The sequence below is a fragment of the Nocardioides sp. LMS-CY genome (assembly GCF_018732145.1).
GTDB classification, from domain to species: domain Bacteria; phylum Actinomycetota; class Actinomycetes; order Propionibacteriales; family Nocardioidaceae; genus Nocardioides; species Nocardioides soli.
Window position 1 is genome coordinate 1,586,802 of record NZ_CP076104.1, and the last position, 25,254, is coordinate 1,612,055.

The window sequence follows — 25,254 nt, forward strand, 5'->3', positions numbered from 1 at the left end:
GCTCGACGGATCGCAGGTTTAGGGACGCCCGGCGACGGATAAGACGGCCCTGGGGGACGGGCGCCGTTTCCCGTGCCGAAAGGGAAAACCGTGCTCGTCTCCGTCCGTCGCGTCGCTCCGGCGACGCTCCTCGCCGTCCTCGGCTCGCTGCTCCTGGCCGCGCCGTCCCATGCCGCCGACACCGGCGCGATCTCCGGGACGGTGACCGCGCGACCCGCCGGTGGCGCCGCCGCGCCGTACGCCGACGCGCACGTCGTGCTGGACCGGCTCCAGGCCAACGGCGACTTCTTCGACTACGACGTCGCCGGGGTCCGGCCCGAGGCCGACGGCACCTTCTCCGTCGCCGGTCTCGCCGACGGGCGGTACCAGATCCGCACCTACCCCGACGAGTACGGCGAGCTCGGTCAGTACGGCTACGAGTACTACGACGACCGGCCCGGTCCCTCCGACGTCACCCTGGTCACCGTCAGCAACGGCGCCGTGACCGCGCTGCCGAAGTCGATCGAGCTGCAGCCGATCGGCCAGGTGACCGGCCGGGTCCTCGACGAGCACGGCGAGCCGGTGGCGGGGGAGGTCTACTTCCAGCGCGGCCAGGGTGGCAGCGGCGTGACCGTCGACGCCGCAGGGAGGTACGACACCGCTGGCCCCTCCGACGAGCCGGTCCTCAACCTGCTCCCCGGCACCTACACCGCGTCGTTCTACCCCGCCGACACCAGCAACGACGCGCCCGTCTACTACTGGAGGGAGCGCACGGTCACGGTCACCGCCGGCGGCACCGCCACCCTGGACTTCACGCTGGAGGAGCGCCCGACGGCGACGTTCACCGTCCGCGGCAGCGATGGGCAGCCGGCGGTCTGCGCCCCGGTGATGTTCTGGATGCGCGACGGCGACGGGCCGTGGCGCTCGCCGCAGTACGGCCCGATCACGACCGACCAGCAGGGCCGCTTCCGCGTCACCGACCAGGCGGAGCAGTTCCGGCTCCGCTTCTCGCCGGCCGACCGCGACTGCGAGATGTCGCCGATCCCCGGCAGCGGCGACGCTGTCGAGTACTGGGACGGCGCCTACGCCTTCCGCGACGCGACCGTGGTCTCCTTCGCGGGTGACGTGCCGATGTCGCGCTCGTACGACGTGCAGCTCGGCGCCCCGACCGCGATCCGGCCGGGCACGCCGACGATCACCGGGACGGCGCGGGTCGGCCAGACGCTCACCCTGTCGCCGGGGGCCTGGACGCCCGGCGACGCCGACCTGGACGTCGAGTGGTTCGCGGGGGACGACCCGGTCGGCACCGGACCGGAGCTGACGATCGGCACCGCCCTCGAGGGCCAGTGGATCTGGGCCCGCGTCACCGGCTCGGCGCCCGGCCAGGCGTCGGTGGACGTCACCGCCGACTTCGTGGGTCCGGTGACCGCCGGCGACCCGCCCGTCGAGTTCTCGGTCCCGACGATCTCGGGCACCGCACGGATCGGCAACACGCTGACGGCGCAGCCGGGGGCGTGGGGTCCGGCCGGGGTGACGCTGACCTACCAGTGGCTCGCCGACGGCGCGCCGATCGACCGGGCGACCGATCCGACGCTGGAGCTGACGCCGGCGACGGCGCCGGCCGGTGCCCGGGTCAGTGTGCGGGTGACCGGCTCCCTCCCGGGCCGTACGTCGGTGTCGCGCACCTCGACGGCGGTGGCGGTGGAGGCACCCGAGGAGCCGACGCCTGAGGAGCCGGGTCCCGTCGACCCGGGTCCGGTGGACCCGGCGCCCGCGGTCACGCCCGGCGCGCCGGCGATCAGCGGCGCCGCCCGGGTCGGCACGACGATGACGGCGCAGCCCGGCGCCTGGGGCCCCGGCGGCGTGCAGCTGTCCTACCAGTGGTTCGCCGCCGACGCTCCGATCGCCGGCGCCACCGACACCGCGTACTCGCCGACCAACGCGGTCGCCGGCAAGGCGCTGAGCGTGCGCGTCACCGGCACGCTGGCCGGCGCCCCGCCCGTGACCCGGCAGTCGGCCCCGACCGCACCGGTCGTCGGCAAGCTGTCGACGACCCGGCCGAAGGTGACCGGCAAGGCGCGGCAGGGCCGCAAGCTGGTCGCCCGCGCGGGTGCCTGGCGCCCGGCGCCGGTGCAGCTGCGCTACCAGTGGCTGCGCGACGGCAAGCCGATCAAGGGGAGCACGGCGCGGACCTACCGGCTCGGCAAGGCGGACGTCGGTCACCGGGTCAGCGTGCGCGTGACCGGACGGCGGACGTCGTACGCGAAGGTGGCGCTGACGAGCCCGGCCACGAAGAAGGTCCGCCGGTAGGCGGACCGGCGGGCCTTCGCGGGCTCCGAGGCAACCGAACGGCTCCACCGCGCGTCTCCTCCGACGACACCGTCCGCGACGTACCTCGGGAGGAACCGTCCGATGAAGTCACTGCTCGCCGCCGTCTCGCTGCTCGCCCTCCTCGGCACCACCGCGCCAGCCGGCGCCGTCCAGGCGGATCGCGGTGGGACGCCCACGCCCGGGCCCGGATGGTCGCTGGCCGCCGTCGAGCAGGGCCGGCCGACCGCCGAGGGGATCCGCGCGAAGCGGCTGCGGCTCGAGCTGGTCGCCCCCGACGGCGGCCGCAGCGAGGTCCTCGACGTGCGTCAGCGTGGCTACCGCCTCGTCGACTGGTCGACCGACGCCGCCACCGCGCTGCTGGTCACGGACTACCCTCGGCCGCGCGCGCTCCGGGTCGACGTCGCGTCCGGTACGGCGAGCCGGGTCCCGCTGCCCCGCGACATCTCCCAGGTCCTGCTCGCGCCGGACGGCGGTGGCCTGCTGGCGGTCACGTACGAGCGGGGGAGGACCGGCCGGGCGCCGCTGGTCCGACTCGACTGGGACGGCACGCGCACCCGGCTCACCCCGGACGTCGACGGCCCGCTGCTCCCGACGCCCGACGGCAGCGTCCTGGTGACCCACGGCTCGGACTGGAGGCAGCGCGTGGTCCGGCTGCTGTCGACCGCTGACGGCAGCGTCCGGACCGAGATCCCCACGCCGCGGCGCTGCGACCCCGTGCGCTGGTGGGACGACCACCGGGTGCTGGTGTCGTGCCTGGACCACGGCGCCACGACGCTCGGCCTGGTCGACCTGCGGACCGCGACGTACACCCGCCTCACCGAGCGCCGCCACCCGCAGCGGATGGACCTCGGCCACCTCGACGCCCGCCGGGCCGGGGGACGCCTCTACGTCCAGGTCGCCGGGCCGTGCGGCTACGTCTACCTCGGCCGCCGACACCGGGACGGTCGGATCACCCGCGTGCGGGTGCCCCACGCCGTCGGCAACGTGCTGCTCGTCGGCGCCCGCGACGGCCGGCTCCTGCTCCAGCACGCGATCAGCTGCGACGGCGCGACCCCGCGATCGGCGCTGACCCTCTTCGACCCGGCCACGCGCACGGAGCGGAGGCTGGTCGTGCTGCCGCGTGACGAGGCCTTCGCCGCCGTCCTCCCGTACGGCGAGCCGCGCCCCACCGGGTACTGATCGGCCCGCGGCGCCCTATCGTGGTGCGACGACAGCGACGTCGAGAGGCAGGAGCAGCACCGATGGGTCGTTTTGACGGGCGGGTCGCCGTCGTGACCGGAGCCGCGCGCGGCATCGGGTTCGGGACCGCCAGCCGGTTCGCACAGGAGGGCGCCTCGGTCGCGGTCCTCGACCTCGACGAGGCGTCGGCGGCGCAGGCCGCGGCGCGGCTGCCGGTCGCCGACGGCGCCCGGGCGGTCGGCATCGGTGCCGACGTCAGCAGCACGGAGTCCGCCGAGGCGGCCGTGGAGCGGGTCGTCGCCGAGCTCGGCGGCATCCACATCCTGGTCAACAACGCCGGGATCACCCGCGACAACCTGCTGTTCAAGATGACCGACGACGACTGGGACCTGGTCATGAACGTGCACCTGCGCGGTGCGTTCCTGATGACCCGGGCCGCCCAGAAGCACTTCGTCGCCCAGCGGTACGGCAAGATCCTCAACCTCTCGAGCGTGTCCGCGCTCGGCAACCGCGGGCAGGCCAACTACTCGGCGGCGAAGATGGGCATCCAGGGCCTCACCCGCACCCTCGGCATCGAGCTCGGCCCCTTCGGCGTCAACGCCAACGCCATCGCGCCCGGCTTCATCGCCACCGACATGACCGACGCGACCGCCGCGCGCCTCGGCATCGACGTCGACGAGTTCCGCAAGATGAACGCCGAGGCCAACCCGGTCAAGCGGGTCGGCCTCCCCGAGGACATCGCCGCCGCGGCGGCGTTCCTGTGCAGCGACGAGGCGTCGTACATCACCGGTCAGACGCTGTACGTCGACGGCGGGGCCAAGCTCGGTTGAGGGCGGCGGCCCACCTCCCGCGGGCGGGCGCCGCTCACGATTCCCGGGCGCGCCTCCCCGCGTGCGACGATCCCGCCTGCACACTTGAAGTCGATCAGAACACGCGAGTTTCACGAAACGGAGCGTCCCGTGCGCCGTGCCCAGCTGACCACCGCCCTCCTCGCTGCCGCCAGCCTGCTGCTCGTCGGCTGCGGGGGAGGGGACGAGACCTCCGACGACCAGGCGCCCGCCGCCCAGCAGGTCGCGGGTGGCGAGGAGGTGGCCTCGACCTGGCCGCTCACCGGGCTGCCGGTCAGCGGTGACGAGGAGGTCGCGAAGCCCTACCCGGTGCTGGTCACCAAGATCGACAACACCAGCTCCAGCGCACCGCAGCTCGGCCTCGGCAAGGCGGACCTGGTGGTCGAGGAGCTCGTCGAGGGCGGCCTGACCAGGCTCGCGGCGTTCTACTACTCCGAGCTGCCGGCCAAGGTCGGTCCGGTGCGCTCGATGCGCGCCAGCGACATCGGCATCGTCTCGCCGGTCGACGCGTCGGTCGTCACGAGTGGTGCGGCCGCCCAGACGATCGCGCGGATCAAGGGTGCCGGCATCCAGTTCTTCCCCGAGGGCTCCGCGGGCCTGTCCCGCGACACCGGCCGCAGCATGCCGTACAACGTCTTCGCCGACCTGACGACGGTGGCCACGAGCGCCGAGCAGGACGCCGCGCGGCCGGCCGACTACCTGCCGTGGGGCGAGGAGGAGGACTTCCCGGGCGGCCAGAAGGCCACCACGATCGCGGCGAGCTTCGGCGGCGGCCACACGACGAACTGGACCTACGACGGCACGGGCTACGTCAACGAGAACACCTACGCCGCCGACGGCGACCACTTCCCGGCCGACACCGTGCTCGTGCTGAAGGTGCAGGTCGGCGATGCCGGCTACCTCGACCCCGCCGACAACCCGGTGCCCGAGACCAAGCTCGAGGGCAAGGGCCAGGCGCTGGTCTTCCACGGCGGCAAGCTGGTGCGCGGCACCTGGTCCAAGGCCGGCCTCGACGACGCGATCTCGCTGTCGACGAAGGCGGGCGACCTGACCGTCCCCGCCGGGCACACCTGGATCGAGCTGGTGCCGGCCGCCAACGGCAGCGTGACGTTTTCGAAGTAGGTGGGGTCGGGCGGCCGCGGTGGGAGTCTCGTCGGCCGACCGACGAAACTCTCCCCGCGCGGCCTCAGCCCTCGACCACCGTCTCGCTGCTGGGCAGCTCCACTCCGGCCTCGGCGAGCACGCGGAAGCCGGTGAGGATGAAGCCGATCGCGGTCTCGACGTTGGCCGCGGCCACGATCGGATCGGGGGCGCTGGTGACCGACTCGCCGGCCGATGACATCGCGCCGAAGAAGATCCGCGCGAAGGTCTGCTGCAGGTCCTCGTCGAGCTCCCACTCGCCGGCGCTGAGCACTGACCGCACGATCTCCAGGACGGTGGCGAACGTCGAGCGCTCCTCCTGCTCCCGGTAGCGCTCGTAGCCGAGCACCGACGGGCCCTCCTGGATCACGATCCGGCGGTAGCGCGGCTCCTGGACGACGTCGAGGAACGCCCGGAGCCCGGCGGTGGCCTTCTCCCAGGGGTCGCGGTGTCCGCCGAGCGCGTCCTGGATCGCCCGGGCGGCGTCGTACTCGACCCGCTCGAAGACCGCCTCGAAGAGCGCCTGCTTGCCGCTGAAGTGGTGGTAGAGCGCGCCCTTGGTGACCTGGGCGCCGGCCACGATCGTGTCGAGCGAGGTCGCGGCGTACCCGTTCGCGGTGAACAGCTCCTCGGCGACGTCGACGAGCGCCCGCTTCGTCGAGGCGGAGTACTGCTGGCGGCGACCCGTGCCGGGCACGCCACGGACGACCTTGGACACCGGGGACTCGCTCATGGTGCTCCGGAGCCTAGTACCGACGGTGGTTGAGGTGCTCCGAAGCGAGGTACGAGCGGAGGAGCCTCGAAACCCGGTGCGGCGAGAGGCGGCCTAGGGTAGGGCGGCGGTGGTTGAGGTGCTCCGGAGCGAGGCACGAGCGTAGGAGCCTCGAAACCCCGTGAGGCGAGAGGCGGCCTCGGGTCACGGCGGTCTGAAGCTCGCTGGGTTTCGAGGCTCGGGCCTGGCGGCCCTCGCACCTCAACCACCGGGCCACGCTGGTTGAGGTGTGAAGGCGCTCTGCGCCTGAGCCTCGAAACCCGGTGAGGTGGGAGTGGCGCTGCTGCCGTCGGGGTGGTGGTGTCGGGGCTCGGGCCTGGCGGCCCTCGCACCTCAACCAGCGGCGGGCTCGGGCTGCCGACTCTCGGCGGCGCCGCCTTGTGACCGGTCACAAGGTGTCGCCGCCGAACCTTGGCCACCCGGCCATGGTCGGGCGAGGGGCCGGTTGGAAGCATTCGTCTCCTACAGCGGCCCCCGTCGGGCACGTTGTCCGTCCCGCAGGAGGCCAGATGAAAGCCCAGTCCCGTCGTTCCCGCCTGATGGCCATGGCCACGGCGCTCTCCGTCGCCGGCGTGCTCGCGCTCAGCGCCTGTGGCGCCAGCGACGACGAGTCCAGCCAGAGCACGAAGAAGGCCCTGGTGATCAGCCTCGACAGCGCGGTCGACGTGATGGACCCCCAGCAGTGGCGGACGCCGGCCTCGATGGTCACCTCCGGCTCGCTCGTGGAGCAGGTCATCGAGCAGGGCTACAGCAAGACCGGCGGCGTGCAGGTCGGCGGCACCGACTTCAACGAGGCGCTCGCCGAGAAGTGGGAGTACTCCAAGGACGGCAAGACGCTGACCATCACGCTCCGCGACGACCTGACCTTCGCCGACGGCAGCCCGCTGACCGCCGACGACGTCGTCTGGTCCTACCAGCGCGGCCTGGAGATGGCTACGGCGTACACCAAGGTGCTCTACCCGATGGTCGGGCTCACCAAGGACAGCTTCACCGCGGTCGACCCCGGCACCGTCGAGGTGACGTCCGAGTTCGGTACGCCGCTCCTGGACAAGATGCTGGCCATGCAGCCATTCGGCATCTTCTCCAAGAAGGCCGGCGAGGAGCACGCGACCTCGGACGACCCGTGGGCCGGTGAGTGGTTCCGCGAGAACAACAACTCCTCGGGCCCGTACACCGTCGGCGCCTTCGACAAGACCACCAGCGTGCAGCTCACGCCGAACGCCAAGTACTACGACCAGGACAAGATTGCCAACGGCGGCGTCACGATCCAGTTCATCTCCGACCCGTCGCAGCGCGCGCTCCTGCTGCGCAACGGCGAGATCGACCTGGCCGGCGGCCTGCCGCTCGACCAGGTGGCCGAGCTCAGCAAGGTGGACGGCCTGTCGGTGGTCTCCGAGGCCTCCAACCGGCTCGAGTACCTCGGCCTGAACACGGGCAAGGCCCCCTTCGACGACAAGCGCGTCCGCCGGGCGATCTCGCTGGCGCTGCCCTACCAGACCTTCGTCGACGAGGTGCTCTACGGCTACGCCGACCCGGCCTCGGGCCTGGTCTCCCAGAGCATGGAGACCCACGCTGCCGACTCGGCCGCGGCCTTCAAGACCGACCTGGCCGAGGCTGAGAAGCTGCTGGCGGAGGCCGGCGTCCAGGGCTTCAGCACCACCCTGTCCTACAAGCAGTCCTCGGCGGTCGAGGCCCGCGCGGCGGTCTACATCCAGTCCGCCCTGAAGGACCTGGGCATCGACGTGCAGGTCAAGCCCCTGCCGGACGCCGAGTTCACCCAGCGCACCATGGCGCGGGACCTGGAGATGTACCTGAACAACTTCCTCGCGTGGGGTGCCGACCCCTTCTACCAGATGGCCTCCCTGGCGGGCAGTGGCGCGGGAACCAACTTCACCAACTACGCCAACCCGGCGCTCGACAAGCTGCTGCAGCAGGGCTTCCGCAGCATGGAGCAGGCCGACCGCGACGCGATCTCGGCCGAGGCCCAGGCCCTGCTGATCGAGGAGATGCCGACCATCCCGCTGTGGAACCCGAAGTGGACCTACGTGGTCCGTGACGGCGTCACCGGCCTGACCAAGGACAACACCGAGCAGCTGCGGCTGCAGTACCTGTCCAAGAGCTGACCGCGCGGGGCCGGGGTGTCCCCACCACCCCGGCCCCGCCCCCGCTCCCGCCCAACCCCACGCCCCGCCCGTCGCGCCAAGGAGGTGTACCCGCAGTGTTGCGCTATGTCCTGCGCCGCCTGCTGATCTCGGCCGTCACCGTGATCGGACTGGTCCTGGTCACCTTCCTCGTCGTGCGCGTGCTGCCCGGAGACTCCGCGGCCGCTCGGCTCGGCCCGGAGGCCAGCCAGGCCGACATCGAGACCCTGCGCACCCAGCTCGGGCTGGACGACCCGCTGCCGCGGCAGCTCCTCGACTACTCGACGGGGCTTCTCCATGGCGACATGGGCCCGGCGGTCTCCACCGGTCGGCCGGTGAGCGACGAGCTTCTCGACCGGCTCCCCGCCACCATCGAGCTCGCGGTCGCGGGCCTGGTGATCGCCCTGCTGCTCGGCTTCCCCCTAGGCCTCCTCGCCGCGGCCCGGCCCGGACGGCCGAGCGATGCCCTGGCTCGGTTGTTCGCGGTGCTCGGCTCCTCGATGGCGCCGATCTGGCTGGGCCTGCTGCTGATCTTCGGGCTCTACTCGACCTGGCAGCTGTTCCCCGGGCCCGTCGGCCGGCTCCCGATCGGCACGCCACCACCACCCGAGGTGACCGGGCTCTACGTCGTAGACAGCCTGCTGGCCGGTGACTTCGCCCTCGCGGGCCAGTCGATGCAGTTCCTGTTCCTGCCCGCGCTCACCCTCGGCCTGGGCGCCTCCGCGGCGGTGCTCAAGATGGTCCGCTCCGCGGTGCTGCAGACGGCGGACTCCGGCTTCGTCCGGACCGCCCGGGCGTACGGCGTCCCGGGGCGCGAGGTGCTGTTGCGCGACCAGCTGCGCAACGCGATGCTCCAGGTCCTGACCGCGATCGGACTGGTCTTCGGCTTCCTGCTCGGCGGCAACATCATCGTGGAGCGGCTCTTCAACTGGCCGGGCATGGGCCGGGTCGCCTACGACGCGCTCGGCAGCAACGACCTCGGCCTCCTGCAGGGCTACGCGTTGATCATCGGCACGCTCTACATCCTGCTCAACCTCGTGGTCGACCTCGTCTACGGACTCATCGACCCGCGCGTGCGTCTGGGAGGGAGCAGCTCATGAGCAGTACGACGTTCCCCGCTCGGGTGGAGGCCCTCCGGCGCCGGAAGTCCCTCGTCGTCGGTGTCGTGATCATCGGCGTGCTGGTCGTCCTCGGGGCGATCGGGCCCTTCCTGCTGGCCGACCCGAGCGAGCGGGTCGCCGACCCCTTCCTCTCGCCGTCCGCCAGCCACTGGTTCGGCACCGACAGCTACGGTCGCGACGTCTTCTCCCGCTGCGTCAACGCGATCTGGCTCGACCTCGCGATCGGCGTGAGCGTGGCGGTCCTGGCGATGGTGATCGGCTCCGCGATCGGCGTGGTGGCCGGCTACCTCGGCGGCATCGTCGACGACGTGATCATGCGCGCCGTCGACATCCTGATGGCCTTCCCCGGGTTCGTGCTCGCGATGATCCTCCTGGTCTCGCTGGGGGAGTCCCTGCCGAAGCTGGCGATCGCGCTGGCGATCGCCCAGGTCGCGCCGTTCGTGCGCCTGGTGCGCTCGAAGGTGCTCAGCGAGCGCGAGCTCGACTACGTCGCCGCGGCCCGCGTCTCCGGCGCCCGCTGGCCCCGCGTGGCCTTCCGGCACCTGCTCCCGAACTCGATCCGGCCGGCGGCGGTGCAGCTCACCCTGGTCTGCGGCTACTCGATCCTCAACGTCGCCGGCCTCGCCTACCTCGGCGTCGGCATCCACCCGCCGACGGCGGAGTGGGGCGTGATGGTGGCCGAGGGAGCCGCGAACATGCTCACCGGCCAGTGGTGGACCGCCTTCTTCCCGGGCCTGATGATCGCGGTCACGGTCATGGCGCTGCACTTCATCGGCGACGACCTGGGAGGTGACCGGCAGTGACCCGCCTCGCAGTGGAGAACCTTCGGGTGGAGGTGCCCGGCCGGGCCACGATCCTCGACGACGTCAGCTTCGACATCGCACCCGGCGAGATCGTCGGCCTCGTCGGCGAGTCGGGCTCGGGCAAGTCGATGACGTCGCTCGCGGTGATGGGCATCCTGCCCCGCGGCGTCGTGCAGACGGCCGGACGCATCCTCGTCGACGGCACCGACGTCACGTCGGTCGCCCGGCGGTCGGTCGCGCACCGGTTCGCGATGATCTTCCAGAATCCCCGCGACTCGTTGAATCCCCTGATGCGCGTCGGCGACCAGGTCGCCCGGATGGTGTCCCTGCACCAGGGGAAGGAGCGGCGCGCCGCCCGCGCCGCGGCGGTGGACCTGCTCGAGCAGGTCCGGATCGTCGAGCCCGCCCAGGCCGCCCGCAAGTACCCGCACCAGCTCTCGGGCGGCATGTGCCAGCGGGTGATGATCGCGATGGCCCTGGCCTGCCGTCCGCAGCTACTGCTGGCCGACGAGCCCACCACCGCACTCGACGTGACCGTGCAGGCCCAGATCCTCGACCTCGTCGTCGCGCTGACCGAGGAGATCCAGTGCAGCGTGCTCCTGGTGACCCACGACCTCGGCGTCGTGGCGGAGACCTGCGACCGGGTCAACGTGCTCAACCAGGGCCGGCTCGTGGAGACGGGGGAGACGCACGACGTGCTCAGCAACCCGACCCACGAGTACACGCGCTACCTGCTCGACTCGGCCCGCGAGCTGGAGGTCGGCCCGTGACGATGCTCGAGATCTGCGACCTGCGCAAGGAGTACCGCACTGGCCGCGCCACCCTGCACGCGCTCGACGGGGTCAGCGCCTCCCTGGTCGCCGGCCGGACCCTCGCCGTGGTCGGCGAGTCCGGGTCGGGCAAGTCGACCCTGGGCTCGATCGTGGCCGGGCTGGAGACCGCGACCTCCGGGACCGTGACGATCGACGGGACCACCGTCGACCGGCGAGCGTTCCGCGGCCCCCTGCGGCGGCGGGTGCAGACCGTCTTCCAGAGCCCGCTGCAGTCGCTCAACGCCAAGTTCCGGGTGGAGACCACGCTGGCCGAGCCGCTGCGGGTGCTGCTGCGGATGAGCCGCAGCGAGGCCTCGACCCGCGTCGACGAGCTCCTCGACGCGGTGCACCTGCCCCGCGAGCTGCGGCACCGGCGGCCGGCCGAGCTCTCCGGCGGTCAGCAGCAGCGGGTCGCCATCGCCCGGGCCCTGGCGCCCGATCCCGACCTCGTGGTGCTCGACGAGCCGACCAGCGGCCTCGACCAGTCCATCCGCGGCCACATCGTGAACCTGCTGCGCGAGCTCCAGGCCGAGCGGCAGCTCAGCTACATCTTCATCACGCACGACATCGACGTCGCCCAGGCGATCGCGCACGACGTGATCGTGATGCAGCACGGCCGGATCGTCGAGGAGGGCGGTCGCGAGGTGCTGACGGCACCCACGGACCCCTACACCCGGCGGCTCCTGGACGCCGTACCGACGCTGGACCCGGCCCGCCGCCGTCGCCACCTGCGGCTCGAGGCCCTGCCCGCGGCAGCCGTCCCCGACACACCTGTGGGCGCTGCCATCGATCCCCCTTCAGCCCACCCCTTTGATGAGGAGACAGCACCGTGATGCGTTTCGGACTCGGCGTTCCCACCGGAACCGAAGGCCTGATGTACCCCGTCCCCTACGCGAGCCCCGAACAGGCCGTGCAGCTGGCCGTCGAGGCCGAGCGCCTCGGTTTCGACGGAGTCTGGGGTAACGATCACGTGACCACCCAGCACTACGTGCGCGAGGAGTTCCCCGAGCCGCCGCGCTACTACGACCCCTACCTCTACCTGGCGTACGTCGCCGCGGAGACCACCACGCTGCACCTGTGCACGGCGATCACGGTGCTCTCCTTCCGCAACCCCGCCGTGCTGGCCAAGCAGGCCGCCACCCTCGACCAGCTGTCGGGCGGCCGCTTCAAGATGGGCGTCGGCATCGGTGCCTACCGCGAGGAGGCCGAGGCGATCTGGCCCGGCGCCAAGCTGCACCGCGGGCGCCAGGCCGACGAGTACCTCGAGGCCCTGCAGGTGATCTTCCGCGACCGCAGCGCGACCTACGAGGGCGAGTTCGTGAACTTCCGCGACGTGGAGAGCTTCCCGCGGCCGCGCCAGGAGGTGCTCCCGATCCTCTCCGGCGGCAACTCCGAGGGCTCGCGCATCCGCGCCGCCAAGTTCTGCCACGGCTGGATCCCGGCGGTGCTCACCCCGGCCGAGGTCACCGAGGGCCTCGACGCGATCCGGGCCATCGCCGAGGCGAACGGCCGCGAGCTGCCCGCGGACTTCGACGTCGCGCCGCAGCTCTCGGTCTCCATCGGCAAGGACACCCAGGACGCCATCGCCCGGTTCGAGGAGTCCCAGCTCTACGCCCACATGCGGTCGCTGTCGAAGAGCACCCTGAAGGACCAGGACACCTCCGACTTCGTGAGCCGCAACCTGATCGGCAACGGCCAGCAGATGCTGGAGCAGGTGCACGCGTACGCCGAGGCCGGCGTGACCACGCTCTCGGCGCTGCTCTTCGCCTGCAACACCGTCGAGGAGACGCTCGACAACATGGCGTGGTTCTCCGAGAACGTCATCCAGCCCTACCGTCGTGAGGCGGGCGGGGCCGGGGACGACCGATGAGTGCGCGCGGGATCGACCCCGCCCTGATCCGGGCCCGGCGGGACAAGCTCCGCGGTGCGCTGCCGGCCGCCGGCGTCGACGTGGTGCTCGCGCTCAGCGCGGCGAACGTCGACTACGCGACGGGCTACCGCAGCGTCGCCGCCGTCGTGCATGGCACGTCGCCGCTGGCGGCTGTCCTGTCCGGCGACCGGCTGACGATCGCCGGTCCGGTCTCCGACAGCGCTCCGGGCTTCGACGCCGGCCTGGCGGAGGAGGACTACTGCGCCTACGGGCGCTTCTTCTTCGAGTCCGCCGACGGCGCGGCCCGGGCCACCCAGCTGGTCGAGCAGCACGCCGACTACGCGGCCGCCATCGCCGCCGCGCTCCGTGCGGCCGGCGACCCGACCCGGGTCGGGCTCGACGAGCGCGCCTGCCCCGAGCCGCTGCGCCGCCGGCTCGCCGAGCTGCTGCCGCAGGTCGAGTTCGTGGACGCCAGCGACTGGTTCGCCGGCGTGCGTGCCGTCAAGCTGCCCGGCGAGGTGGACCTCCTCGAGGCCTCCGCTCGCGTCGTCGAGAAGGCCATCCTGGCCGGCATCGATGCCGCGGCGGTCGGCGTGACCGAGGCCGAGATCGCCCGGGTGGTCTCCGGCACCCTCGTGGCCGAGGACCTCGAGCCCCGGTTCGTGGTGGTGACCTCGGGGCCGCGCTCCGCGCTGGCCGACGCCTCCGCGACCCACCGTGCGCTGGAGGCCGGGGACCTGCTCCGCTTCGACGTGGGCGGCACCCGCGAGGGCTACTGGGCCGACCTGGGGCGTACGGCGGTCCTGGGCGAGCCCTCCGCACGCCAGCAGCAGTTCTACGACGCCATCCTGGCCGCCGAGGAGGACCAGTTCGCCCGTGCCCGGCCCGGCGTGCTGGCCTCCGAGCTGTTCGACCTGGCCGTCCGCTCGGTCGAGACCCACGGCGGCCCCGCGCCGTACCGGCGGCAGCACTGCGGTCACGGCATCGGCCTCGAGGTCTACGAGGCGCCGATCGTGGCGCCCGGGCACGACCGGGAGCTGGAGCCGGGGATGACCTTCTGCTTCGAGACCCCCTACTACGAGCTGGGCTGGGGCGGGATGATGGTCGAGGACGCGCTGGTGGTGACCGACGACGGCATCCGGCTGTTGAGCGACCGTCGCCGCGAGCTCCAGGTGGTGCCGCTGTGAGCGCCTACCTGGGCCACCTCGTGCACCCGGTCACCGGCGACAAGGTGGCCGAGGAGGACGCCTACCTCCCGACGGAGGTCGACGGCGGCCACGTCTACGCCGTGCCGGCCTACGACCTCGCCCGGGCGCGGGGGCTCGAGACGACCGACGACCCCGGGCTCTTCCGCTACCGCCCGCTGCTGCCCATCGAGGCGGGACCGGTGGTCAGCCTCGGCGAGGGGGACACGCCCCTGGTCGCGACCGAGAACCTCGGTGCCGAGCTCGGCCTGCCGCACCTCTACGTCAAGGACGAGTCGCGCAACCCGACCTGGTCCTACAAGGACCGGCTGGCCGCGGTGGCCGTCACCAAGGCCGTGCAGCAGGGCCGCGACACCGTCGTGGTCTCCAGCACCGGCAACCACGGCGCCGCGGTCGCGGCGTACGCCGCCCGCGCCGGGCTACGCTGCGTGGTGCTCACCCTCGCCTCGGTGCCGCTGGCCATGAAGACGATGATGCAGGCCTACGGCGCCCAGACCGTCGCCGTGGAGAAGCCCACCGACCGGTGGGTGATCATGCGGCAGGCCGTCGAGGAGCGCGGCTGGGTGCCGATGTCCGGCTTCGTCGGGCCGCCCTCGGGCTCCAACCCGTTCGGTTGCGAGGGCTACAAGACGATCGCCTACGAGCTGCACGCCCAGCTGGGCGACGTGCCCGATGTGGTCGTCACCCCGGTCGCGTACGGCGACGCGCTCGCCGGCCTGGCGCGCGGCTTCCAGGATCTGGTCGAGCTGGGCCTGAGCAGCAGCGTGCCGCGGCTGGTGGCCACCGAGCCGTTCGGCCCGTACGGCCACGCCCTGCAGGAGGGGTTCCGCGCCGCGGCGACCGTGCCGGTGTCGGACTCGGTGTCGTTCTCGATCGCCACTCCGATGGCGACCTGGCAGGGATGGGACGCGCTCGTCCGGACCGGGGGAGCAGCGGTCTCGCTCGACGACGCACAGACCATGGCCGGGCAGCGCCGCCTGGCGGCGAGCGACGGGCTCTTCGTCGAGGCCTCGTCGGCGACCACGGTGGCCGCACTTCCCGAGCTGATCGAGCGGGGCGTCGCCCGGCCCGAGGACCGGGTCGTGCTGCTCGCCACGTCGACCGGCCTGAAGGACATCCCGACGACGGCCGCCACCCTGCCGGAGGTGCCGGTGATCGAGCCGACCCTGGCGGCGCTCGACGCCGCGATCGGGGAGGGGGCCGGCCGATGAGGCTGGGAGTCGCGCCGTCCGGACGTCGCAGCGCCGCCGACGCGGTCGACCTCGCCCGGCTCGCCGAGCGGGCCGGACTGCACGACGTGTGGGTCAGTGAGGACTACCTCGAGCGCGGCGCGTTCGCCGTGGCCGGCGCGATCGCCGCGGTCACCGAGCGGGTCCGCATCGGCCTCGGCGTGGTGAACCCGTGGACCCGGCACGTCGCCCTGATGGCGATGGAGGCCCACGCGCTGGCCGAGGTCTCCGCCGGCCGCAGCGTGCTCGGCCTGGGCGCCTCGAACGCACGGTGGATGCAGGAGCAGCTGGGCATCCCCTTCGAGCGGCCCATCGGGGTGCTCGCCGACTACACCGCCGCCCTGCGGGTGCTGCTCGCCGGTGGCCGGCTGGAGGGCGAGGTGCTCGGCACGCAGATGAGCTGCGCCCTGGACGCCACGCCGCCGCAGCAGGTGCCCATCGTCTGGGGCGTCAAGGGGCCGCGGGCGCTCGCTCGGGGCGCGGAGCTGGCCGACGGCCTGATGCTCTCGGTGCTCTCGTCCGCCGGTTACGTGCGCTGGGTCCGCGAGACCTACCGGCCGACCGAGGTGACGGCGTACGCCTCCTTCACCCTCGACACCACGACCACCGGCGCGCGGGAGCGGCTGCGTGCCCACACCGCGCGCTACCTGGGCATGCACGGCGCCTCCGCGATCACCGAGCACGCCGGCATCGACCAGGACCTCGCGGCCGAGCTGCAGCGCCGGCTGCGGGCCGGGGAGTCGGCCGCCGAGCTCGTGGACGACGACTGCGTCGGGGCGGTCACGATCTCCGGCACGGTCGACGACGCGGTCGCGGGGCTGCTGGCGATGCGCGACGCCGGGGTCGACTCGCTGGTGGTCATCGACGACGGCACGGCCGCGCCGGAGGAGCTGGTCTCCGCGCTGGTGCGGGTCGCGCGGGAGGCCGGGCTCGTCGACGGCTGAGTCCGTGCCCCCAGGTGGGCACTACTCGCCGGAGGCCTCCCACGCCTCCACCGCCAGCACCAGCTTCGCCAGGTCGCGTGGTCGCCGGGTGAGCAGGCCGGTGCGCTCCTCGATGCGCCGCAGCCGGTAGACGACGGTGTTCTTGTGCACGTGCAGGGCCTCGGCCGTGGCCCGCACCGAGAGGTCCTGCTCGAGGTGCGTGCGCAGCGTGACCAGGAGGTCGCCACCGCCCTCCAGCGGCTCGAGGTAGCGCTGGACCAGGTGCCGCCCCATCGGCGGATCGCGGTGCACCATCACCTCCAGCAGGCGATCGCGGAAGAGGTGTACGGGTGGGCCGTCGTCGGTCGCCGACCGCGACTCCAGGGTGGTGATCGCCTGCTTGCACGCGGTGCCCAGGCCGGACATGCCGACGCAGGTGTTGCTGATCGCGGCGACGACGTCGGTCGCCGCGTCGTACCGGAACGAGTCGGCGATCCGCGTGGCCAGGCTCCGCAGGTCGTCGCCCCGCCAGGGCATCGCGAAGAGGGTCACCCACTCGAGGCCCTCGGCCTCGACGGTGCCCGACAGCACCGGCACGGCGAAGAGCTGCCGCAGCCTCGACACGAAGCGGTGCCGGTGCCGCTCCATGGCGGCGCGGTCGGCCCGGACCCGGGAGGCGAGCGCGACGATCACGAACGTGCCCCGCTCGGGGTCGTCGATGCCCATCGTGACGGCCAGGCGCTGCAGGTCGGCCAGCTCGACGCTGGATCCCGTCGCCAGCCGCCGGAAGAGGCCGGGCTCGCTGAGTCGCAGGTCCTCCTCGACCTGGCGCTGGATCTCCATGTGCGCCTCGAGCATCGCCTGCTCCAGGGCGTCCAGGCAGCGGATCATCGCGGCGCGGCCGCTGCCGATGTTGGCCCGCTGCACCTGCATGCGCGCGCACCAGTCGACGTACTCCTCGTTGAGGGCCCGCTCCGCGGTGCGGAACGACTGGATCACGGAGGAGGCGGAGACCCCCTGGATCGCGCGCCGCTCCCCGGTGGCCGTCGCGCGGGCGAGCTCCTCCGCGGTCGGCTCCCGGTCCTCGAGCAGGCAGGTGATGACGTTGTGCACGTTCTCCCGAGTCCGCTCGCGCAGCTCACTCTGGTGCAGCATCAGCTCGGCGTAGGCCGGCACCGACGACCAGACCTCCGTGACGATCCTGGTCATCAGGTCGTCGAACTCCTTGAGCATCGCGCGAGCCACGCGCTTGACGTCCTCGGTGATCCGCTCGCCCATGTCCCGAACCTATGTGGTGGGCCGAGGGCGCCGGCTGCTGGGCCGGCCTCGCATGATCCGGGCGATGCCGTGACTGGAGGGGTGCGTGATGATGGGGCCATGAGCGAGGCACGCGCGGGGATGCTGCTGCTGGCGACGCCTGCGCTCCTCGACCCGAACTTCGCCGACAGCGTCGTGCTGCTGCTCGACGTCGACGACGACGGCGCGCTCGGGGTGGTGCTCAACCGGCCCTCCGCCGTCCGCGTCGACGACGTGCTCGATGCCTGGACCGACGTGGTCAGCGAACCCGACGTGCTCTTCCACGGAGGCCCGGTCGGCACCGACGGCGCGCTCGCCGTGGCCCTGCTGCGCGATGCCGACGACGCCCCGGTGGGCTTCCGCGCCCTCGAGGGTCGGCTGGGCCTCGTCGACCTCGACACGCCGGTGGAGCTGATCGAGGGGAGCCTGGCCGAGCTGCGGATCTTCGCCGGGTATGCCGGGTGGGGCGCCGCCCAGCTCGACGGCGAGATCGCCGAGGGCAGCTGGTACGTCGTCCCCGCCGAGAGCGTCGACGCGTTCCGGATCGACACCGCCGAGCTGTGGCGCGAGGTGCTGCGCCGGCAGCCCGGCGAGCTGGCCTGGCACTCGACGCGCCCGTTCGATCCCGAGCTGAACTGACCGGTGCCGGCGCGACGGCAGTCCCTCTCCGGGGCACCTCTGACGTAAGGTGTTCGTCCGTGACCACCATCGGCTTCTCGACAGACACGGACGTCCGTGAGGATCGCCGTACCGTCCCGACCGATGAGGGCGACCACGAGCGGTTCTCCCACTACGTGGAGAAGGACAAGCTCACCGAGGCGATGGTGATGGGCACCCCCGTCGTGGCGCTCTGCGGCAAGGTCTGGGTGCCCAGCCGCGCGCCGGAGAAGTTCCCGGTCTGTCCCGAGTGCAAGGAAGTCTGGGAGTCGCTCCGCGACGACGCCGGCGGCGGCAGCGGGTCCGACGAGTGACGGGTCGGCCGGCGGCCGATCCCCAGCCCAACGCGCCTCTCGGATCGAGGCTGGGCCCGGCCTGGCCAGAGCGCGCCGCCTGGGGTACGGCGACCTCCCTGCGTGCGTGGCAGTCCGCTGCCATGAAGCAGTACTTCGACGACCACCCCCGCGACTTCCTCGCGGTCGCAACGCCGGGGGCGGGCAAGACGACGTTCGCGCTCTCGGTCGCCGCCGAGCTGCTCGGCCGCCGGCTGGTCGACCGGATCACGGTGGTCGCGCCGACCGAGCACCTCAAGCTGCAGTGGGCCGAGGCGGCCGCGCGGGCCGGCATCCCGATCGACCCGACGTACTCCGCCGGCAAGGGCAAGACGTCGGGGGACTTCGTCGGCGTCGCGGTGACCTACGCCGGCGTCGCGGTGAACCCGCTCGCGATGCGGATCCGCACCGAGCGGTTCAAGACCCTGGTGATCCTCGACGAGGTGCACCACGCCGGTGACGCGCTGTCGTGGGGCGAGGGCATCCGGGAGGCGTTCGAGCCGGCGTCACGCCGGCTCGCGCTCACGGGCACGCCGTTCCGCTCCGACATCAACCCGATCCCGTTCGTCAGCTACGCCCCGGGCGACGACGGCGTGCCGCGGTCGGTGGCCGACTACACCTACGGCTACGCGCACGCGCTGGCCGACCACGTCGTCCGGCCGGTGCTGTTCATGGCGTACTCCGGCGAGATGCAGTGGCGCACGCGCGCGGGCGACGAGATCGCCGCGCGCCTCGGCGAGCCGCTGACCAAGGACCTCACCAACCAGGCCCTGCGCACCGCGCTCGACCCCGGCGGCGCGTGGATCCCGTCGGTGCTGGCCGCCGCGGACAAGCGGCTCTCGGAAGTACGCCGGCACGTCCCGGACGCCGGCGGCCTGGTGATCGCGACCGACCAGGACTCCGCCCGCGCCTACGCCAAGATCCTGCGGGGCATCTCCGGCGAGCCCGCGACCGTCGTGCTCTCCGACGAGAAGGCCGCGTCGAAGCGGATCAGCGAGTTCAGCGGCAACGACCGGCGCTGGATGGTCGCGGTGCGCATGGTGTCCGAGGGCGTCGACGTGCCCCGCCTGGCGGTCGGCGTCTACGCGACCACCACCTCGACCCCGCTCTTCTTCGCCCAGGCCGTCGGCCGGTTCGTCCGGGCCCGTAACCGGGGGGAGACGGCATCGGTCTTCCTGCCGTCGGTGCCCAACCTGCTCGGCTTCGCCTCGGAGATGGAGGTCGAGCGCGACCACGTGCTCGGCCGCAAGGTCAAGGACGAGGGCGACATCTTCGCGGCCGAGGACCAGCTGATGGCGGAGGCGAACGCGGGGGACGCGGCGTCCGACGACCTGCTGGGGTCCTTCGAGGCGATGGGCTCCGAGGCCCGCTTCGACCGGGTGCTGTACGACGGCGGCGAGTTCGGCCACGCCGGCGAGGTGCACGTCGGGTCGGAGGAGGAGATGGACTTCCTCGGCATCCCCGGCCTGCTCGAGCCCGACCAGGTGCGCGAGCTGCTGCACAGTCGCCAGAGCGAGCGCGCGAAGAAGCAGAAGGCCGCGAGCGCCGCGAAGCCCGAGCCCGACACCGTCGCGCAGGTCTCCGCCCACGAGCAGCTCGCCGTGCTCCGGCGCGAGCTCAACGGCCTGGTCGCCGCCTGGTACCACCGCACCGGGCAGGCGCACGGCATCACGCACGCCGCGCTGCGCAAGGAGTGCGGCGGCCCGGCCGCGGCGGTCGCGACCGCCGAGCAGCTGCACGCCCGGATCGACCGGATCCGCGACTGGGCGACGCGCAAGACCTCCTGACCCAGACCTCGCCGTGGCCGCGCGACGCACCTGACCTCGCTGCTGTGGAACGTGAGTCTCCACAGCACACACGTCAGGTGCGTCGGGGCCGGGAGCACCCAGGCTCTCGGCTCGCTACGCTCGCACCGTGGCCGCCGAGATCTCCCAGACGCTCGATCGCGGTCTGCGCGTGCTCGACGTACTCGTGGCCGCGCCCGACGGGCTGACGATCACCGAGCTCGCCGCCGAGCTCGAGGTCAGCCGCACCATCGTGCACCGGCTGGTCGGGACGCTCGAGCGTCACACGCTGGTACGCCGCGACCCGCGCGGCCGGCTCCGGGTCGGCCTCGGAGTGCTCCGGCTCGGGACCGCCGTGCAGCCGGTGATCCGCGAGGCCGCGCTGCCGGTGCTGCGCGACCTGGCCGAGACCGTCGGCTGCACGGCACACCTGACGATCGCCGACGGCGAGGAGGCGCTGGCGCTCGCGGTGGTCGAGCCGTCGTGGACCGACTACCACGTCGCCTACCGGGTCGGCTCCCGGCACCCGCTCGCCGCCGGCGCGGCCGGCCGGGCGATCCTGCTCGGCCGATCCGGCGACCCCGCGCCGTACGTCGTGACCGTCGGCGAGCTGCAGGTCGGTGCGCGCGGACTGGCCACGCCGGTGCGCGACGTACCCGGACTCGACGCCAGCGTCGGCATCGTCACCCTCGACGCCGGTCTCGACGAGGCCGCGGTCGCGCCGCAGGTCGAGCGTGCCGCCGCCGAGCTGAGTGCCCAGCTCTCACCGTGACGCCCTCCTGGCGGCCCGATCGTTGATCGGTCGCGGTCACGGGTGCAATTGAACGGTTGTGCCCGCCCCCGGGCCGCCGCCGAGCGGAGCGCCTGGCTCGCGGCGAGATCGAGGCTCAGCCTCGAGGTCAGCTGAGGTAGCTCACCTCGACGGTGTCGATCGTGCCCTCGAAGGGGAACGGCGCCCGGTCGAAGTAGTCCAGCGAGACCGAGCCGCCCAGGCAGGTGCCGATGTCGAGGCAGTCGTTGGCGGTGAAGAGGAGTGGCGCGCTGACCGGCACGAGCCCGGACGCGACCTGCGCGCCGTCGACCGACAGGGTGACGTCGAGTGGGCCACCGGGCCGGACCTCGGCGTACTCGGTGCGCACCTCGATCCGGGTCCGCCCCGCCGGCAGCGGCTGCTCGGTCCGGATCTTGGTGCGCATCAGGATGAAGCAGTTGTACTCGTAGCAGAGGTGGCCGTCGTCCATGAAGCAGGTCAGTCCGCCGCCGGCGCCGCCGAGCGCGTAGAGCACGCCACTGGCGCGCTCGGGCAGCTCGGCGTCGATGGTGACCGTGTTGGCGCGGTTGCCCAGCGCGGGCGCGCAGAACTCGGGCATCCGCACGATGTCGCCGCTGAAGGTCCAGCTGCGGTACGGCGTGGAGATCCGCAGCTCGGGGTGGAACACGGGCACCCACAGACCCCCGCCGACCGGGTACACGCTGTTGCGCGCCGCCTCGATCGCGAAGACCTCCTTGAGCTGCGCGAGCTTGTCGGGGTGGGTCTCGGCGAGGTCGTTGGCCTGGGTCCAGTCCTCGTCGAGGTGGTAGAGCTCCCACGTGTCCTGGTCCGGCGTCCACTCCTGGATGCCCGGCGGCTGGCCCGGCACCCAGGGTGCCCGCGGCCCGAAGGCCGAGGCCATCCAGCCGTCGTGGTAGATCGCGCGGCTGCCCATGATCTCGAAGTACTGCGTGCGCAGCCGGCCCTCGGCCTCCGGGTCGTCGAAGGTGTAGGCGAAGCTGGTGCCGTCGAGCGGCTGCTGCTCGACACCGCGGACGACGCGGGGCGGGGTGATGCCGAGCACCTCGTAGATCGTCGGCACCAGGTCGTTGCAGTGGTGGAACTGCGTGCGCGGGCGCGCGTCCGCGGCGATCTTCTCCGGCCAGCGCACCACCATCGGGTTGCGGGTGCCGCCGAGGTGGGAGGCCAGCAGCTTCATGCCCTTGTACGGCGTGCTGCCCGCCCACGCCCAGCCGGCGTGGTACTGGTTGTCGGTCTTGGGCGAGCCGAGCACGTCGAGGCCGCCGATCTCCTCGAGCGCCTTGATGTGCATGTCCACGGTGGTGGGGATGCCGTTCTGCGCGAGCAGCTCGCTGATCGTGCCGTTCTGGCCCTCGCCGGAGGAGCCGTTGTCGCCCCAGATGTAGAACACCAGGGTGTTGTCGGCCCGCCCGAGCCGCTCCACCTCGTCGAGGAGCCGGCCGACCTGCACGTCGACGTGCTCGGCGTACCCGGCGGCGATCTCCATCAGTCGGCGCTGGAACGGCTTCTCCTCCTCGGGGATGTCGTCCCAGGCGGGCAGGCGGGGGTCGCGCGGCGTCAGCTCGGCGTCCTGGGGGATCCAGCCGGCCGTCTTGGCCGACTCGTGGACCCGCTCGCGGTAGGCGTCCCAGCCGTCGTCGAACGCGCCGGCGTACTTGTCCGCCCACTCCTTCATGATGTGGTGCGGGCCGTGCAGGCAGCCGCTCGCCCAGTACATGAAGAACGGCTTGTCCGGCTCGAAGGCCTGGTGCCGGCGCAGCCAGCCGATCGCGTCGTCGGCGAGGTCCTCGCTGAGGTGGTAGCCCTCCTCGGCCCGCTTGGGCGGCAGCACGCTGGTGGTGTTGCGCACCAGGTTGGGCTCGTACTGCGAGGCCTCGCCTGCGAGGAAGCCGTAGAAGTACTCGAACCCGCGGCCGGTCGGCCAGTTGTGGAACGGTCCCGACGGCGTCGTCTCCTCGGCCGGCGTGTTGTGCCACTTGCCGAAGGCCGCTGTGGAGTAGCCGTAGTCGGTCAGCACCTCGGCGACCAGCGACGTACTGGTCGGGATGTGGCCCGAGTAGCCGTCCCAGTCGTTGGCCAGCTCGGCGATCTGGCCGTTGCCGATCCGGTGGTGGTTGCGTCCGGTCAGCAGCGAGGCGCGCGTGGGTGAGCACATGGCGGTGGTGTGGAAGCGGTTGTAGCCGATGCCCTCGGAGAGGACCCGGGTCAGCGTCGCGGTCCGCACCTCGCCGCCGAACGTGTCGGGCAGGCCGGGCCCGGCGTCGTCGATCAGGACGACCAGGATGTTGGGGGCGTCCTTCGGCAGGTGCTGCTCCGGCTCGCGCGCCCGGTAGACCGACTCCTGCATGGTGCGGCTGGCCAGGGATGCCGAGGGGGTCGGTGGGAACGGCAGGACCTCCTGCCGGGGCAGGGTCGGGTGCTCGATGCTCACGGTCGTCCTCGCTTCCACGGATCACGGGTGCGGCCACGGTAGGAGCGGATCGGCAGGGACGTCTTCACACGATTCGGATGATGTCCCCGGATGGCGGCGTCGCCAGGATGAGCGGCGTGAACCTCGTCGTCGCCCTGCTCATCGCGATCGCGACGACCGCGGTCGCGGTCGTCGCGATGCTGGTCGTGCGCCGCCACGCCCCGGAGGGCAGCAGGTTCACCGACGGCGACCGCGCGTCCGGCGTGTTCGGCGTGCTGGCGACCGGGTTCTCGGTCCTGCTCGGGTTCATCATCTTCCTGGCGTTCACGTCGTACGACGAGGCCCGCGCCGGTGCCGAGTCGGAGGCCACGATCGTGGCCCAGCAGGTCCAGACCGCCCAGTTCCTGCCGGCTCCCGAGTCGGCCACGCTGACCGGCGAGCTCGTCTGCTACGCCCGCTCGGTCGTCGGCGCGGAGTGGGACGCGGTCGACTCCGGCACCCTCGGCGAGCAGGTGAACCCGTGGGGTGTGGCGATGTTCCGCACCATCTCGACCGTCGAGCCGTCGACCGACGCGGAGCAGTCGGCGTATGACCGCTGGATGGACCAGACCTCCGATCGTGAGCAGGCCCGGGTCGACCGCATCCACGGTGCCGAGGGCCTGATCCCGCTCCCGCTGTGGCTGGTGCTCTGGATCGTCTGCGGGATCCTCTTCGTCTACCTGCTCTTCTTCGCCGACAGCGGGGAGGGCGCGGTGACCCAGGGCGTGCTGATGGGCAGCGTCACGCTGGTGATCACGCTCATGATGCTGCTGCTCGTCTTCTTCGACCATCCGCACGGCGACGGGGTCGGTCGGCTCAAGCCGACGGCGATGGAGCGCACCCTGGAGCTGATGGACCAGCAGATGCGGGCCGCCGACGTCAGTGTCTCCCCGCCCTGTGACGAGCATGGCCGAGCCGGCTGACCCGGGCCGGTCGGGCCGCGACTGGCAGGAGGTCCTCGTCACGGTGCTGCTCGTGGTCGCCGCCCTCGGCACCTCGTGGAGCAGCTACCAGGCCACCCGCTGGAACGGCGAGCAGGCCGCCGCCGCCAGCCGGACCAGCGCCATCCGGATCGAGGCGGCGCGCGCCCAGGGTCTCGCGCAGGCCGAGACGCAGGTGGACGTCGCGACGTTCATCGCCTGGGCCGACGCCCAGCAGCGCGGCGAGCGCGACATGGCGGCCTTCTACGAGGACCGGTTCCGGCCCGAGTTCCGGCCGGCCTTCGAGGCCTGGCTGGCCACCGACCCGCTCACCGCAGAGGGTGCGCCGCCCACGCCGTTCGCCATGGACGAGTACCGCGTCGCCGCGAAGGAGGAGGCGGCCGCGCTCGACGTCGAGTCCGAGCGCTCCGCGGCCGAGGTCCGGCGCGACATCCAGCGCGCCGGCAACTACGTGCTGTCGGTGGTGCTCTACGCCGTCGTCCTCTTCTTCGCCGGCATCGGCACCCGGATCCGCAGCCGGCGGCTGCGCTGGGTGCTCTGCGGCGTCGGGACCGCCACCCTCCTGGTCGCGCTCGGCTGGGTCGCGACGATGCCGGTCAGCCTGGCGATCTGAGGGTCCAGGTCCGGCCGCGAGCGGGCCCGCCCCGGA

At 72.4% G+C, this 25,254-nt stretch carries 22 protein-coding genes; 19 read left to right on the plus strand and 3 right to left on the minus strand.

All coding sequences use genetic code 11. From position 1 onward, the window contains the following. Positions 1-90 precede the first annotated feature (90 nt). The 4 genes from KM427_RS07585 to KM427_RS07600 all read left to right on the plus strand — a co-directional run bounded on the left by KM427_RS07585 (position 91) and on the right by KM427_RS07600 (position 5,459). Positions 91-2,289: a carboxypeptidase-like regulatory domain-containing protein gene (locus KM427_RS07585; RefSeq protein WP_215526825.1), complete on the plus strand. Its 2,199-nt coding sequence runs from the start codon at positions 91-93 to the stop codon at positions 2,287-2,289. 102 nt (positions 2,290-2,391) lie between these two features. Beyond that, positions 2,392-3,489 (plus strand): SMP-30/gluconolactonase/LRE family protein, encoded by a 1,098-nt coding sequence (locus tag KM427_RS07590; protein ID WP_215526826.1) that lies wholly within the window; start codon positions 2,392-2,394, stop codon positions 3,487-3,489. Between the two features lie 62 nt (positions 3,490-3,551). Next, positions 3,552-4,319, plus strand: coding sequence for an SDR family NAD(P)-dependent oxidoreductase (locus KM427_RS07595; protein WP_183591048.1), 768 nt, complete (start codon positions 3,552-3,554; stop codon positions 4,317-4,319). A gap of 129 nt (positions 4,320-4,448) precedes the next feature. Next, positions 4,449-5,459, plus strand: a complete 1,011-nt coding sequence (locus tag KM427_RS07600; RefSeq protein WP_183591047.1) for a DUF3048 domain-containing protein — start codon at positions 4,449-4,451, stop codon at positions 5,457-5,459. A 64-nt stretch (positions 5,460-5,523) separates the two neighbouring features. Here the strand turns inward: KM427_RS07600 and KM427_RS07605 are convergent, their stop codons facing one another. After that, complete coding sequence (locus KM427_RS07605; protein WP_183591046.1) at positions 5,524-6,210, minus strand: TetR/AcrR family transcriptional regulator; 687 nt, start codon at positions 6,208-6,210, stop codon at positions 5,524-5,526. A 548-nt stretch (positions 6,211-6,758) separates the two neighbouring features. Between KM427_RS07605 and KM427_RS07610 the strand changes: the two genes are divergently transcribed. The 9 genes from KM427_RS07610 (at position 6,759) to KM427_RS07650 (ending at position 16,374) form a co-directional block, all read left to right on the plus strand. Continuing rightward, the gene (locus KM427_RS07610) at positions 6,759-8,372 is read left to right on the plus strand and encodes an ABC transporter substrate-binding protein (RefSeq protein WP_215526827.1); all 1,614 of its coding nucleotides are present in this window, start codon (positions 6,759-6,761) and stop codon (positions 8,370-8,372) included. A 95-nt stretch (positions 8,373-8,467) separates the two neighbouring features. Next, on the plus strand, positions 8,468-9,490 hold the full coding sequence (locus tag KM427_RS07615; RefSeq protein WP_183591044.1) for an ABC transporter permease: 1,023 nt from the start codon (positions 8,468-8,470) through the stop codon (positions 9,488-9,490). After that, positions 9,487-10,314, plus strand: a complete 828-nt coding sequence (locus KM427_RS07620) for an ABC transporter permease (RefSeq protein ID WP_183591043.1) — start codon at positions 9,487-9,489, stop codon at positions 10,312-10,314. The genes KM427_RS07615 and KM427_RS07620 overlap by 4 nt, the downstream gene beginning before the upstream one ends. Then, positions 10,311-11,084 carry an ABC transporter ATP-binding protein gene (locus tag KM427_RS07625; RefSeq protein WP_183591042.1) on the plus strand — a complete coding sequence of 258 codons (774 nt, stop codon included), beginning with the start codon at positions 10,311-10,313 and terminating at the stop codon, positions 11,082-11,084. The genes KM427_RS07620 and KM427_RS07625 overlap by 4 nt, the downstream gene beginning before the upstream one ends. A gap of 2 nt (positions 11,085-11,086) precedes the next feature. Then, a complete protein-coding gene (locus KM427_RS07630; protein WP_252275373.1) occupies positions 11,087-11,959 on the plus strand; it encodes an ABC transporter ATP-binding protein in 873 nt (290 codons plus the stop codon). 41 nt (positions 11,960-12,000) lie between these two features. Next, a complete protein-coding gene (locus KM427_RS07635; protein ID WP_252275138.1) occupies positions 12,001-12,996 on the plus strand; it encodes a TIGR03619 family F420-dependent LLM class oxidoreductase in 996 nt (331 codons plus the stop codon). Beyond that, positions 12,993-14,183 carry a M24 family metallopeptidase gene (locus KM427_RS07640; RefSeq protein WP_215526830.1) on the plus strand — a complete coding sequence of 397 codons (1,191 nt, stop codon included), beginning with the start codon at positions 12,993-12,995 and terminating at the stop codon, positions 14,181-14,183. Before KM427_RS07635 ends, KM427_RS07640 begins: the two co-directional genes overlap by 4 nt. Further along, positions 14,180-15,412: a threonine synthase gene (locus KM427_RS07645; protein WP_215526831.1), complete on the plus strand. Its 1,233-nt coding sequence runs from the start codon at positions 14,180-14,182 to the stop codon at positions 15,410-15,412. The genes KM427_RS07640 and KM427_RS07645 overlap by 4 nt, the downstream gene beginning before the upstream one ends. After that, positions 15,409-16,374: an LLM class flavin-dependent oxidoreductase gene (locus tag KM427_RS07650; protein ID WP_215526832.1), complete on the plus strand. Its 966-nt coding sequence runs from the start codon at positions 15,409-15,411 to the stop codon at positions 16,372-16,374. Before KM427_RS07645 ends, KM427_RS07650 begins: the two co-directional genes overlap by 4 nt. A 21-nt stretch (positions 16,375-16,395) precedes the next feature. Here the strand turns inward: KM427_RS07650 and KM427_RS07655 are convergent, their stop codons facing one another. Continuing rightward, the gene (locus tag KM427_RS07655) at positions 16,396-17,631 is read right to left on the minus strand and encodes a PucR family transcriptional regulator (protein WP_183591038.1); all 1,236 of its coding nucleotides are present in this window, start codon (positions 17,629-17,631) and stop codon (positions 16,396-16,398) included. Positions 17,632-17,730: 99 nt separating this feature from the next. Between KM427_RS07655 and KM427_RS07660 the strand changes: the two genes are divergently transcribed. From KM427_RS07660 to KM427_RS07675, 4 genes are all read left to right on the plus strand, one after another. Further along, complete coding sequence (locus tag KM427_RS07660; RefSeq protein ID WP_183591037.1) at positions 17,731-18,288, plus strand: YqgE/AlgH family protein; 558 nt, start codon at positions 17,731-17,733, stop codon at positions 18,286-18,288. 68 nt (positions 18,289-18,356) lie between these two features. Beyond that, the gene (locus tag KM427_RS07665) at positions 18,357-18,620 is read left to right on the plus strand and encodes a DUF3039 domain-containing protein (RefSeq protein WP_215527546.1); all 264 of its coding nucleotides are present in this window, start codon (positions 18,357-18,359) and stop codon (positions 18,618-18,620) included. Positions 18,621-18,742: 122 nt separating this feature from the next. After that, on the plus strand, positions 18,743-20,425 hold the full coding sequence (locus tag KM427_RS07670; protein ID WP_246389940.1) for a DEAD/DEAH box helicase: 1,683 nt from the start codon (positions 18,743-18,745) through the stop codon (positions 20,423-20,425). Positions 20,426-20,552: 127 nt separating this feature from the next. Next, the gene (locus KM427_RS07675; RefSeq protein ID WP_215526833.1) at positions 20,553-21,194 is read left to right on the plus strand and encodes an IclR family transcriptional regulator; all 642 of its coding nucleotides are present in this window, start codon (positions 20,553-20,555) and stop codon (positions 21,192-21,194) included. A gap of 127 nt (positions 21,195-21,321) precedes the next feature. On the opposite strand, the gene KM427_RS07680 is transcribed toward KM427_RS07675, so the two are convergent. After that, positions 21,322-23,646, minus strand: coding sequence for an arylsulfatase (locus KM427_RS07680; protein WP_215526834.1), 2,325 nt, complete (start codon positions 23,644-23,646; stop codon positions 21,322-21,324). 116 nt (positions 23,647-23,762) lie between these two features. On the opposite strand from KM427_RS07680, the gene KM427_RS07685 reads away from it, so the two are divergent. Beyond that, on the plus strand, positions 23,763-24,587 hold the full coding sequence (locus tag KM427_RS07685) for a bestrophin-like domain (RefSeq protein ID WP_215526835.1): 825 nt from the start codon (positions 23,763-23,765) through the stop codon (positions 24,585-24,587). Beyond that, a complete protein-coding gene (locus tag KM427_RS07690) occupies positions 24,571-25,218 on the plus strand; it encodes a hypothetical protein (RefSeq protein WP_215526836.1) in 648 nt (215 codons plus the stop codon). Before KM427_RS07685 ends, KM427_RS07690 begins: the two co-directional genes overlap by 17 nt. The last annotated feature ends 36 nt before the right edge of the window (positions 25,219-25,254 follow it).

Excerpts from the sequence above, each read along its gene's own strand:
- KM427_RS07605 (WP_183591046.1), bottom strand. The coding sequence starts at position 6,210 with ATGAGCGAGTCCCCGGTGTCCAAGGTCGTCCGTGGCGTGCCCGGCACG.
- KM427_RS07660 (WP_183591037.1), top strand. The coding sequence starts at position 17,731 with ATGAGCGAGGCACGCGCGGGGATGCTGCTGCTGGCGACGCCTGCGCTC.
- KM427_RS07610 (WP_215526827.1), top strand. The coding sequence starts at position 6,759 with ATGAAAGCCCAGTCCCGTCGTTCCCGCCTGATGGCCATGGCCACGGCG.
- KM427_RS07630 (WP_252275373.1), top strand. The coding sequence starts at position 11,087 with ATGCTCGAGATCTGCGACCTGCGCAAGGAGTACCGCACTGGCCGCGCC.
- KM427_RS07590 (WP_215526826.1), top strand. The coding sequence starts at position 2,392 with ATGAAGTCACTGCTCGCCGCCGTCTCGCTGCTCGCCCTCCTCGGCACC.
- KM427_RS07690 (WP_215526836.1), top strand. The coding sequence starts at position 24,571 with ATGGCCGAGCCGGCTGACCCGGGCCGGTCGGGCCGCGACTGGCAGGAG.
- KM427_RS07635 (WP_252275138.1), top strand. The coding sequence starts at position 12,001 with ATGTACCCCGTCCCCTACGCGAGCCCCGAACAGGCCGTGCAGCTGGCC.
- KM427_RS07655 (WP_183591038.1), bottom strand. The coding sequence starts at position 17,631 with ATGGGCGAGCGGATCACCGAGGACGTCAAGCGCGTGGCTCGCGCGATG.
- KM427_RS07670 (WP_246389940.1), top strand. The coding sequence starts at position 18,743 with ATGAAGCAGTACTTCGACGACCACCCCCGCGACTTCCTCGCGGTCGCA.
- KM427_RS07650 (WP_215526832.1), top strand. The coding sequence starts at position 15,409 with ATGAGGCTGGGAGTCGCGCCGTCCGGACGTCGCAGCGCCGCCGACGCG.
- KM427_RS07595 (WP_183591048.1), top strand. The coding sequence starts at position 3,552 with ATGGGTCGTTTTGACGGGCGGGTCGCCGTCGTGACCGGAGCCGCGCGC.
- KM427_RS07640 (WP_215526830.1), top strand. The coding sequence starts at position 12,993 with ATGAGTGCGCGCGGGATCGACCCCGCCCTGATCCGGGCCCGGCGGGAC.
- KM427_RS07620 (WP_183591043.1), top strand. The coding sequence starts at position 9,487 with ATGAGCAGTACGACGTTCCCCGCTCGGGTGGAGGCCCTCCGGCGCCGG.